The sequence below is a fragment of the Solwaraspora sp. WMMB335 genome (genome assembly GCF_049179075.1).
In the GTDB taxonomy this organism is placed as follows: Bacteria; Actinomycetota; Actinomycetes; order Mycobacteriales; family Micromonosporaceae; genus Micromonospora_E.
This window is the reverse complement of record NZ_JBMHMF010000001.1, coordinates 7721115-7732553: the sequence shown is the minus strand read 5'-3', so window position 1 is coordinate 7732553 and position 11439 is coordinate 7721115. Positions and strand designations below refer to the sequence as shown.

The 11439-nt window shown below is 69.8% G+C and carries 11 protein-coding genes; 2 read left to right on the top strand and 9 right to left on the bottom strand.

The window, feature by feature from the left end:
- Positions 1-40: 40 nt before the first annotated feature.
- From ACN27F_RS33195 to ACN27F_RS33160, 8 genes are all read right to left on the bottom strand, one after another.
- Positions 41-256, bottom strand: coding sequence for an MbtH family protein (locus ACN27F_RS33195; RefSeq protein ID WP_421439528.1), 216 nt, complete (start codon positions 254-256; stop codon positions 41-43).
- A gap of 24 nt (positions 257-280) precedes the next feature.
- Positions 281-706 (bottom strand): aspartate 1-decarboxylase, encoded by a 426-nt coding sequence (panD, locus tag ACN27F_RS33190; RefSeq protein WP_421439526.1) that lies wholly within the window; start codon positions 704-706, stop codon positions 281-283.
- Between the two features lie 209 nt (positions 707-915).
- Entirely contained in the window at positions 916-1545 is a 630-nt protein-coding gene (locus ACN27F_RS33185) for an isochorismatase family protein (protein ID WP_421439524.1), read from the bottom strand.
- A gap of 2 nt (positions 1546-1547) precedes the next feature.
- Positions 1548-1790, bottom strand: coding sequence for a phosphopantetheine-binding protein (locus ACN27F_RS33180; protein ID WP_421439523.1), 243 nt, complete (start codon positions 1788-1790; stop codon positions 1548-1550).
- Positions 1784-3481, bottom strand: coding sequence for a (2,3-dihydroxybenzoyl)adenylate synthase (locus ACN27F_RS33175; RefSeq protein WP_421439521.1), 1698 nt, complete (start codon positions 3479-3481; stop codon positions 1784-1786). The genes ACN27F_RS33180 and ACN27F_RS33175 overlap by 7 nt, the downstream gene beginning before the upstream one ends.
- Positions 3482-4648 (bottom strand): isochorismate synthase, encoded by a 1167-nt coding sequence (locus tag ACN27F_RS33170; RefSeq protein ID WP_421439519.1) that lies wholly within the window; start codon positions 4646-4648, stop codon positions 3482-3484.
- A gap of 76 nt (positions 4649-4724) precedes the next feature.
- Positions 4725-5492, bottom strand: a complete 768-nt coding sequence (locus ACN27F_RS33165) for a 2,3-dihydro-2,3-dihydroxybenzoate dehydrogenase (RefSeq protein WP_421439517.1) — start codon at positions 5490-5492, stop codon at positions 4725-4727.
- Between the two features lie 130 nt (positions 5493-5622).
- Positions 5623-6522: a helix-turn-helix domain-containing protein gene (locus ACN27F_RS33160; protein ID WP_421439515.1), complete on the bottom strand. Its 900-nt coding sequence runs from the start codon at positions 6520-6522 to the stop codon at positions 5623-5625.
- Positions 6523-6795: 273 nt separating this feature from the next.
- Here ACN27F_RS33160 and ACN27F_RS33155 point away from each other — a divergent pair, with 273 nt between their 5' ends.
- Both ACN27F_RS33155 and ACN27F_RS33150 read left to right on the top strand, forming a co-directional pair.
- Positions 6796-7614, top strand: coding sequence for a hypothetical protein (locus tag ACN27F_RS33155; protein WP_421439514.1), 819 nt, complete (start codon positions 6796-6798; stop codon positions 7612-7614).
- Positions 7615-7690: 76 nt separating this feature from the next.
- Positions 7691-8545 carry a transglycosylase SLT domain-containing protein gene (locus tag ACN27F_RS33150; protein WP_421439512.1) on the top strand — a complete coding sequence of 285 codons (855 nt, stop codon included), beginning with the start codon at positions 7691-7693 and terminating at the stop codon, positions 8543-8545.
- Positions 8546-8645: 100 nt separating this feature from the next.
- On the opposite strand, the gene ACN27F_RS33145 is transcribed toward ACN27F_RS33150, so the two are convergent.
- Positions 8646-11429, bottom strand: coding sequence for an NB-ARC domain-containing protein (locus tag ACN27F_RS33145; RefSeq protein ID WP_421439510.1), 2784 nt, complete (start codon positions 11427-11429; stop codon positions 8646-8648).
- Positions 11430-11439 lie beyond the last annotated feature (10 nt).

The following is an 11439-nucleotide window of genomic DNA, read 5'->3' as shown; positions in this document are numbered from 1 at the left end:
AACCATCCAATCTGGGTGGGATCGGGCTGGGGTGGGGCAGCTAGTCGGCCTGCTCCATCGCCTCGACGAGGCTCCTCGGACGCATGTCGGTCCAGTTGGTCTCCACGTAGGCCAGACTGTCGGCCCGGCTGGCCGGTCCGTGGACGGTGCGCCAGCCGTCGGGCACAGCGGCGAACTCCGGCCACAGCGAGTGCTGGTTCTCGTCGTTGACCAGGACGAGGAAGACGCCGTTCTCGTCGTCGAACGGATTGGTCATCGGAGGGTCCTTTCGGGATCAGGTTCAGGGCGCGGCCACGACGGTGGCGCCGCTGATCAGGTCGGGGGCACCCGGCACCGGTTGCGCCGCCGAGTCGCCAACGGCGAGCGCCCGGTTCGCGGCATCGACATGCACGACCCGTGGCCGGTGTCCGTCCAGCTCGGCCGCGTCGAGCACGACGTAGGACATCACGATGACGAGATCGCCGGGATGGATCAGGTGTGCGGCAGCGCCGTTGACGCCAATGACGCCGCTGCCCGGCGGACCCCCGATCGCGTACGTCTCGATCCGGGCGCCGTTGGAGATGTCGACGACCTGGATACGCTCACCCGCACGGATGTCAGCCGCGGCCATCAGGTCCGCGTCGACCGTCAACGAGCCCACGTAGTGCAGGTCCGCCTGGGTGACAGTGGCGCGATGGATCTTTCCGTTGAGCACGATGCGCTGCACCGCTCCTCCTGAGCTGTGGACGGATGTCCGCCGGGCGGCGACCCGGGGCGTGACCGGCGACCGTGCCATGTCTGACGTGGCCAGGGTCTCTTCCCGCACGGATCGGCCCACGGCGACGGCCGTTCCGATTGGCCGCGCCGGACGATTTCTTAGGTTAGGCTAGGCTAATTAATGGTCTTCAACAAGGGCTGCAGCGAAGGTTCTCGATGTCAATCTCGGAGCAGGTCGTCGGTGGCGGCGACCACCGCGCACCGGGCAGCCAGGTACGACAGGGCGGTGTCGTGCTCGCGGCGCGAGAAGTCGGCGACCGCGTCACCGGCGACGAACGGCCGCACGTCGTGCATGAACGCGTCGGCGGCCGTCTCCTGCACGCCGATGTGTGCGTAGACGCCGCAGACCACCAGCTGGTCACGCCCGGATTCGCGCAGCAGCTGCGCCAACCGGGTCCGGTGAAAGGCGCTGTAGCGCCACTTCGTCATCAGCGTGTCCTCGGCACCGGGCTCAAGCGCGTCGATGACGGCGGCGCCTGCGTCGTCCTGGATTCCCGCTCCCCAGAAGTCGGCCAGCAGGCCGCGCTGGTCAAAGGTCTGGCCAGGTGGCTGTACGGAGTAGACGACCGGCGCGCCTGCTCGCCGGCAGCGGTGCCGAAGCCTGGCGATGTTCGCCACCGTTGTCCGCAACGGTTCGTCGTCCGCCGGGAACGAGCGTACGAAGTGCTGCTGCATGTCGTGCACCAGCAACACCGCCCGATTCCAGTCGACCTGCCAGCTGACCTGGACGGGCGGCAGCTCTGTCGCGGACGGCACGCGATACGGCGCGATGTCGGGAATCCCCGTCATCGCTACCGACGCTCGCCATCGACGTCTGCTGCCCGTACCACCGACCACCAGGCGGCCAACGTCGGCTCTTCGGCCAGTTGCAGAAAATCGACCTCGACGCCGCGCTGGCGCCAGCGTTCGATCAGCGCCATGATGCGGATCGAATCGAGACCGGCGTCGAGCAGGTTGTCCTCGTCGTCGATCGGCCCGGCGTCGTCGCCGAGGAGCTCGGCGATGTCGGCGCGCATCGCGTCCGCTGTCAGCATGCGTGTCCTCCTGCGTCAGCCTGATACGGCGAGCGGCTCTGCCGCCGCCCGCGGCGGTGAGAAGCGGCGAGATCGGCGGCGAGTCGGGTCCGTAGCCCGGTCCGGCTGACCTTGCCCACGCCGGTGAGCGGGAACGCGGCGACGAACTCGATCCGATCGGGAATCTTGAAGTCGGCCAGACCACGCTGACGCAGGAACGACCGTAGCGCCGCCACCGACGGCGCGGATCCCCGTGGTACCACCACCGCGCAGGTGCGTTCGCCGAGTATGTCGTCGGGCACGGCGACGACCGCCGCGTCCAGCACTGCCGGATGGGCGAGCAGATGGTTTTCCACCTCCTCGACCGCGATCTTCTCCCCTCCCCGGTTGATCTGGTCCTTCACCCGGCCTTCGACGATCAGGTGCCCGGCGGCGGTCCGGCGGACCAGATCACCGGTGCGGTAGTAGCCGTCGACGGTGAACGTGGTCGCGTTGTGCGCCGCCGCCCGGTAGTAGCCCCTGATGGTGTACGGACCGCGGGTGAGCAGTTGTCCACTGGCACCGGACGGGACGTCCCGGTCGTCACGGTCGACCACGCGGACCTCGTCGTCAGGGCTGATCGGGATTCCCTGCGTGGTCGTCACGACCCGCTCCGGGTCGTCCAGCCGGGTGTAGTTGACCAGTCCCTCGGCCATCCCGAACACCTGCTGCAGGGCACAGCCGAACGTGGGTCGCACCCGGGCCGCCACCTCGTCGCTGAGCCGGGCGCCGCCCACCTGCACCAGCCGCAGGCTGGACAGATCCGGTCCTCGGTTGACGGCCGCGTCCAGCCACAACTTGGCCAGTGGCGGGACCAGGGCGGTGATGCTGACCCGCTCAGCGGCGATCAGCGCAAACGCGACATCGGGCGTCGGCTGCCCGGCGAGCACGATCCGACCGCCGACGTGCAGCGTCCCCAGCACGCCCGGCGAGCTGAGCGAGAAGTTGTGGGCCACCGGCAGAACGCACAGATAGACGGTGTCCGTATCAAGTGCACAGATTTCCGCCGAGGCCCGCACGCTGTACAGGTAGTCGTCGTGGGTACGGGGGATGAGTTTCGGAAGTCCGGTGCTGCCGCCCGACAGGTTGAGGAACGCGACGTCGGCGGCGGCCGGGCCGTCGGGAAGCTCGGACGGATCGCCGTCGAGCTCGGACAGCGCGACGAACTCGGCGGCGTCGCCGAGTACCAGCACGTGGTGCAGCCCGGTGGTCAACGAGCGCACCTGGCGGGCCAGTTCCCGGTAGTCGAAGCCGGCGTAGCGGTCAGCCACGACATAGCCGACCGCACCGGTGAGATCCACCAGATGGGTGATTTCGCTACGCCGGTGCGCGGGCAGCCCGAGGACCGGCCAGGCACCGATACGGAACAGAGCGAACAGCAGAGCGAGGAACTCCGGTACGTTCGGCAGCTGCACCACGACCCGGTCGCCACGGCGCAACCCGACCGCGTACAGGCCGGCCGCGAGCCGGTGCGCCGTGCGGTGCAACCGCCGGTAGCTCCACCGCTGGCCGCCGCCGACCACCGCCGTACGCTCGCCGTGCCGCGCCACCAGTCCGGTCAGCCACTGGTCGAAGGTCTCCCCACGCCAGTAGCCGAGCCGCCGGTAGCGCTGCGCGTACTCGTCAGGCCACGGGGTGAAGTCAGGGCCCGGGTCGACCGGTGGATCAGCCATCTACATCTCCCCCGGGATACCCATCGCGGCCAGCAGGGTCTGGAACTTGGCCGCGGTCTCGGCGAGTTCCGCTGCGGGCGACGACTCGGCCACGATGCCGGCACCGGCGTACAGCCGCAGAGACTGCCCGTCCGTCTCGGCGCAACGGATGCCGACGATCCACTCGCCGTCCCCGTCGGCGTCGACCCAGCCGACCATCCCGCTGTAGAAGCCACGGTCGAACGGTTCGAGCTGGGAGATGACGGTACGGGCCGCCTCGACCGGCGTTCCGCAGATCGCCGGGGTCGGATGCAGCGCCGTCGCCAGGTGGAAGGCGGTCACCGACGGGTCGACGACCTCGCCGGTGACCCGTGTGGACAGGTGCCACATGCTGGCGGTCGGAACGGCCGCCGGCTCCGCGGGCACCTGGATCCGCTTCAGGTACGGCCGTAGCGCCTCGACGACCGCCTCTACCACGAAGGCATGTTCCCGGCCGTCCTTGAGCGAGGTCCGTAGCGCGGCGGCACGGCGGCTGTCCTCCACCGGGTCGGCAGCCCGTGGCAGGGACCCGGCCAGTGGGTTCGCGACGACCCGCTCGCCGATGCGGGACACGAGTAGTTCAGGGCTCGCGCCGACGAGTGTCCGGCCACCCGACAGGTCGACGGCGTAGGTGTAGCCCCGGGGATCGCGCCAGGCGAGACTGCGCAGCACCGCACGCACGTCGACCGGTGCGGCCAAATCGATCTGCAGGCAGCGGGCCAACACCACCTTCTGCAGGTCGCCGGCACGCACCATGGACACGGCGCGTTCGACGGCGACGCGATAGCGCTGCGCGTCCGGCACCGCAAGCACCCGTGACACCCGGGTGGTCGGCCCGGGCGAGCGCGACAGTCCAGCTGCCGAGATCGGTCCCGCTCTGCGCACCTGTACCGGGACGACGAGCCGGGCACCGTTCAGGCCGGCGAAGGGCAACGCGCCGACCACGACCCGGTCCGGCACCTCGCCGCCCAGGGCGGCCAGCAGGTCGGATACATAGGTCGGCAGGTCAGCCAGCCGATCCGGAAGGAGAATCGCCTCTCCGCTCGCGAGCATCGCGCTGCGGGGCGAAGAAAAGAAGAACGACTCTCCCGGACAGTAGTCGGCGAGCAGGTCGGCGACAGCGTACTGCGGCAGATCGGTCCGGGTCACTGGCAAGGCTCCGTTCTCCCTGGCAGGAGCGCCCGGTGGCACGTACCGGACAGCGGGATGGGCGGGCAGGCGTCGGTCACATGCGTAGGGCCGCTCCACCGTCCACGTACAGGTTCTGCAAGGTGATCTGCCGGGCGCGCGCCGAGGCGAGGAACACCACCGCGTCGGCGACATCCGCCGGGCTGCCGATCCGACCGAGCGGAATCCCGGTCCGGAACTGGTCCGGCTGGCCGTCGATGGTGTCCCGGGGTCCCGCACCCCCGGCCCAGAGTTGACGCAGCATGGCGGTGTCGGTCGATCCCGGCGACACCACGTTGCACCGGATTCCGTCCCGTGCCACCTCCAGGCCGAGGCACATGGTGTAGGCGACAGCGGCGGCCTTGCTCGCGGCGTAGGCGGCGAGGCCGGCGCGGGGCACACCGGCGGCGTTGGAGGCGACCGTGACGACGGTGCCGGCACCGCGGGCACGCATGTGACGAACGACGGCGCGGCACATGTGGAAAACCCCGGACGCGTTCACCGCGAAGGTGTCTTGCCAATCAGCGTCACTGATGGAGGTGGCCGGTCCCGGGTGCAGCACCCCGGCGACGTTGACGAGCAGTCCGATGGGGCCGAGTCGACTCTCGATCCGATCGACCGTGTCGTCGACCACGGACGAGTCACGGACGTCAGCAGGGTGCGGCGTGGCACCGACGCGCTCGGCGAGCGCGGCGAGCGCCGGTTCGTCCCGGTCTACTGCGGCGACCACCGCGCCTTCGTCGGCCAGAGCCTGGCTGACTGCCGCGCCGATACCACCGCCGGCGCCGGTTACCACCGCGACCATGCCGGCCAACGTCCGCTCCACGACACTCCTATCATCGAGGCAGGTAGATTTAGGTTAGGCTAACCTCCCGTAGATGACAACCGATTGAACCCGATGACCGGCGACGGATGCACCATCGCCGCCCACGATCAACGGGACAACCGGAACCGACTCAGTCGAGCGTGCCGAGGTGGGTGCACGAGGTGTCCGCGCTTCCCAGCGAAGTCCGGGTGTCGACCGCGGTGATCTCGACGGCCACCATCACGCAGCCCTGGGTGGTTCGCAGGACATTGCCGTAGACGCTGTAGACCTGGCTCGGTACCAGGAACGGGTAGTCGAACCGGCTCACCGCCCCGTCGGACGGACGGGTCGTCACCAGTCGGATGGTGGCGCCGGTCGGCACCCGTTCGGTGGAGACGAACAGTGGCCAGGCCGCCTGGCAGCGCGGGGAGTAGCGCAGGGTCAGACTGCCGTAGGGGGCCAGGCGCGGATCCCGGTCCGGAATCGGCACGGTCTGGGCGCTCATCGCATCGACATGGCACTGTTCCTCCTGCGGATCCGCCCCGTCGGCCACGGGCCGCCCCGACGACGGTCCGGCCAGCGCGGTGTCGTCACGCTGCTGTGCGAAGGGACCGGTGCCCGACGTCAACGCGACGAGCGCGACGGCCGAGAGCACGACGGCCGAGAGCACGGTGATCGCGACGACGGAGACCACTGGCCACCGGGCCGGCCGTGGCGACCGGGCCAGGACCGGCCGCCCGATCGTCCCGGTTTCCGCAGTTGCCGGTTCGCCGGCACGCAGGCACGCGTTCTCGCGGTGCCAGCGTGCCCGCCAGGCGTCCTCGTCGCCACCGCAGGCGCGGACGAACGCCAAGGTCAGTTCCTGCGACGGCAGGCGCGTACCGGCCAGAACGCTCGACAGCGCCGTATGGGAGTAGTGGGCCTTCACCGCCATTGTGCGCAGTGACGGCTGGCCGGCGTCGCGTCGAAGTCGCGCAAGGTCTGCGACGAAATCACGGAGCCGATCGGCGCCAGAATCCTTCTCACCGATTCTTCTGTTTTGGCCCGTCATGACCCCTCCTGCGGGTGTAAACCCCGGCGTCAACCGCCGTCACGTCAGTGCTTTACAAGGAGGTGCACGGCACGATCAGCCTCGATGCACCGCCACTCGATAGGCGCCGCTCGATAGCGTCTCACAGTCCGTGCTGGACCGTGTACGCATCACTTCCCCCATCCCATCCGCCCCACCCCGCTCGCCGGCGCGCGCCTGCGGCTCGACGGGCCCGTCCTGCCGGATGCCGCCGCGGAGATCGAGGGCGCGCCGCACTATGACAGGAGGAACTACGTGTACCAGCCAGAAGGCACGAACACCGCAGGCGGATCGACGCGGCCAGCGCTCCCCCGGGTCCTGCGAGGTCTTCTCGCGTCGTGCGCCGCCGTGGTGATGGTGCTGGCCGGCACGGCCGCCCCGTCGTTCGCCGGAATCACCGGCTACCGGGTCACCGGCACCGGCGGCGCCGGGCTGATCGTACGGACCAATCCCCATGACGCCGGCGCCCCCGCTGTGGCCGTCCTGGCCGACGGCACCTACTTCACCGCCGAATGCGCGGTACGCGGTCGCAACATCTACGGCAACTCCGTATGGCACCAGATCAGCGCCCCGGTCACCGGCTGGATCAGCGACTACTACACCACCACGCCTGGCTTCAACCAGTACCTGCCCGGCGAGCCGGAGTGCGGCACCTCGACCCCGCCACCGACCGGCACCCGCGAGGACCGGGCGCTCGCCTGGGCGCGGTCGGTACTCGGGCACACCCACACCAACGGCGACCTGGGTGACTCCAACCATCCCTGGGACGGCTGGTGCGACAACTTCGTCGGCCATGCCTACGGTCGGGCCGCGAGCGGTTACGCGACGGCGCTGGTCCACTACAACTCGCTCAACGCCCGAGGACTCATCCGTACGACCGGCACCCCGCCGGCCGGTGCGCTCGTCTTCTATGCCGGTGCGTCGATCAACGGCTACGCCGGCCACGTGATGCTGTCCGAAGGCAACGGCAACTACATCACGACCGCGGCCACCGTACGCCGCGTCTCGCTGACCTGGCCGGGCGCGCCGTACCTCGGCTGGTCCTACGCCGACCCGGAGTGGCCCGGACGCTGACGCCGCCCGGCACCTCCCTCGGTCCTCGACCGGCGCGCCCGGCCGGTCACCTATCCTGAAAGGAACAAGAGATACGATGCACCGCGACTGCCCTGATCCTGAGTCCGCCGAAGTCCGACGCCGTGGCCTGCGGTTCGCGCTCGGCGTCGCACTGCTCGCCGTCGTCGCCGTGTCCGTGCCCGGCGCCGCCAGCGCCGCCCCGGTCGACTCCACCGACCGATCCACCGACCGATCGGTCCCGGCCAGTGTCGGCGGCCCCGCCACCGGGACCACACCGGACACCGTCGGCGTCACCGCCGTCGGTATCGACCTGTGCGCCCAGGTCGGCTACGCCGCCGGGTTCCGCGGCGGCCCGCTCGTCACCGCGGTCGCCGTTGCCATGGCCGAGTCCTCGTGCAACCCGTCTGCCGTCGGCAGCAACGGCCCCACCGCCGGCTGCCCGTACGGGTCACTGGACCGCGGGCTGTGGCAGATCAACAACTGTTACCACCCCAGTGTGTCGGACACCTGTGCCTACGACGCCCAGTGCAACGCGAACGCCGCGTACAACATCTCCAGCGGTGGTGGCAACTGGCAGCCATGGTCGACGTACAACAGCGGCGTGTACGCCAACTACCTGTCCGCCGCGCAGGCGGCGGTGAACCGGCTCGGCGGCGGCGGTACACCGAGCGTGACCGGGACGATCCTGGCCAGCCCCTGGCTCAATGTCCGGGCCGGCCCCGGCACCTCCTACGCCGTCACCGGTTACACCTATTACGGCAACGTCGTGAACATCTCCTGCTACACCTTCGGTGAGTACGTCGGTGGCGGGTACTGGCCGTCGTCCACCTGGGACCGGATCACCGACCCGGCCACCGGCGCGACCGGCTACGCCGCGGACACCTGGATCTCCACGACCTACGACGTCAAGAGCATGGTCGGCCCCTGCTGAACCCGACTGACAGCCGGCCGTCCCGGCACGACCAGCGTCGTGCCGGGGCGACCGATGCGCTCTCGGGAACGGCCTCTCCGGGACGCGCCCACCGCCCTCGTCACACCGGCGTATCCAGCTTCTCGATCATCCTCAGGATCTCGGACTGCGCCGCCCAGTCGTCCTGGTTACCGAACATCTGGGCCGCCTGGGTGAGCATCGTCCGGGCATCCGCGTCCCGGTTCACCACGGCCAACTCCGCACGCGCCCGAAGCACCCGGGCACGCAGCGGCTCGACCGCGTACGACGGCGCACCGGCCGACTCGTCTGGTCCGCTGTCGGTCGACGTGTCGAGTCCGCTGGCCGCCAGCTCGTCGAGTCCGCTGGCCGCCAACGAAATCACCTGCTCGGCCTCAACGAGCCGACGGGTATGCAACAACGCCCGGGCCAGCAGGCACCGGGCCCGGACAAGCCCGGCCCGGTTGTGCATCCGTTCGAACACCAGCAGCGCCTCGGTCGCATGACGCACGGCCTGGTTCGCCAGCCCTGCCTGCGCGTCGTCCGGGACCGGCTGCTGGCTCGACAGGCGGTGCTGGTGCAGGTAGAGTCGGCCGAGACGGTAGTACAGCGTCGCCAAACCCCGCTCGTCGTCGGTAGCGAGCTGGCCGGCCCGAGCAAGGTTGTCCTCGGCGTTGCGCCAGTCTCCACGTCGCCGTTCCACCTCGGCCAGCGACAGCAGCACCCGGAAGTGCACGGAGTCGGGCTGTTCCGGGCTGTCCAGCAACTCGTCGTAGTCCGAGTCGACCAGATCGGCCTGCCGCGCCTCGGCGATCAGCAACCGGGCCAGTCGCCGTTCGGTCGGGTCGCCGATCCGCACACTGATCCGCATCGCCTCGTCGAATGCCGTACACGCCAGTCGGTACGACGCAGCCTGCAGGAACGCCTCCCCGCGCTTGCGATGTGCCCGAGCTTCCCGCAGGGCGGCGCGGTGGCGCAGGTCCGGCTGGACGGCGCTGTCCTCCCGCAACGCACGGGCCTTGGCGATGGCCTCCTGAAAGGCGGTCTCGGCCGGCCCGTAGTGTTCGACGGCGGCGAGAAAGGCGCCATGGGCGAGCAGGACGTCGATCGCGCCAATCGGTTCACTGTCCTGGAAACGGTTCGCGGCATGCAGCGCGATTTGGAAGGCGTCACCGATGAGAGCTGTGTCGGGATACTCCGGTACGCAGCCTCCCAACCACACACCGACCCGCCAGCACACGTAGTCGTCGCCTCTGGCCGCCGCGGTGATGATGACCCGCAGCAGGCTGGCGTACTCGGCCCGGACCCACTGGTCCGGGCGCTCGGCGATTCGTTCGGGCAGGTTCGAACCGGCGGGAACCCAGTGCGTCGTACCGGTCTCCTGGTCGGGTCTGAGCACCTTCACCACGAACTCGTAGTACGCGTCGTCGAGGCGTTGCTGTGCGGCATCTCGTGCCGCTACCGTGAGCTCGGCCAGTCGCTGCTCCACGAAGAGCCGGTCGAGCGGGTGGAAACGGTAGCGGGGCAGCTCGTGCAACCTGCTCCGGGCCGGTGACTCCGCCAGCAGCTGGGCCCCGGTGAGCCTGGTCACCAGCGCCTCGGCCTCGGCGAACGGTACGTCGAGCAGCGGCCTGAGTACCCAGGGAAAGAACGTCGCCGACGGCACCAGTGCGAGCAACTGCAGTGCCTGCTGCTCGGCCCGTAGTGCCCGGTCGTACTGGGTGTGGATGCCCTCGGTGACCGCGCGTCCCGGACGGTCGAGCCAGGACAGCCGCGTTTCGGCGGGTTCCAGCAGACTGGCGACATGACAGATGTCGGTGCCGTCGAGTGCCACCCGCTCGCCGGCAGACCGCAGCGCCAACGGCAACGCCCCGCACATCTGTGCTATCCGCACCACGTACGGCTGCCGGCTGCCGTGCGGCACCCCGCTCACCGTGTGCAGGATCTCCAGGCAATCCGCCAGGTCGGGCGGGTCGAGCCGGTAGGGCTCGCACTCGGAGTCGATGTTCCCACTCAGGTCACGTCGGCTGGTCACGATCACCGCACAGCCGGGATCCCGCGGCAGCAGGTGATGCAGTTGATTGCCGTCGCGCGCCGCGTCCAGCACGATGAGCATCCGCCGCCCGGCGGTCAATGCCCGGAACAACTTGGCTCTCTTGTCCAACTCGGCGGGCATCTCGTCATCCTGCCAACCGAGAAGGGCGAGAATGTCCTGTAGGACGTCAGCCGGACGGCGGGCGGCACCGCCGGTGCCGAGATTGGCGAACACCTGCCCGTCGCGATACTCGTCACGCAGCTCGCGGGCCAGCTCGGCAGCGAGGACGGTCTTGCCGACACCCGCCCGGCCGTGGATCAGGACGAGGACCGGGCCCCCCGCGCGGACCCGTCGTCCAGACGGCGCGGCGTCCCGCTTGCCGCGCGCTGCGGCATGGCGATCCAGCAGATCCTTGATCTCACGGCCACGTCCCGCGAACGATCCGTCGCCGGCGGGCAGGACCGGGATCGCCGATCGGCGCCACCGCAACGACGGCCAGCGGCCGATCCGGCCCAACCACCGGCGCCACCGGACCCGCGGCCGACCGACGCCGCGAACGGCCCGGCCATGGCCTGTCTGCAGGTCGGTGGCTGCGGCCGACCCGGTCGGGAAGAACGTCGACGCCTGGTCTTCGAGCGGACGGGGCGGATCGCCGGCACCACCGATCAGCAGAGCGGTGAGCCCGGTCATGACGCCGAGAGCGATGAGCGTCGTGGTGCGCAGGCTCTCCGGCAGGTCGTCGTACCCCGTGCCGAGTACCGCCGCGAGAGCGGTCGCGACAGCGCCGAAGAGCACCCGGTACGACCGCAGGCTACGACGAATCCGGAGCAGGGTGAGGCGGATCCTTCTCAATGTCGATCAC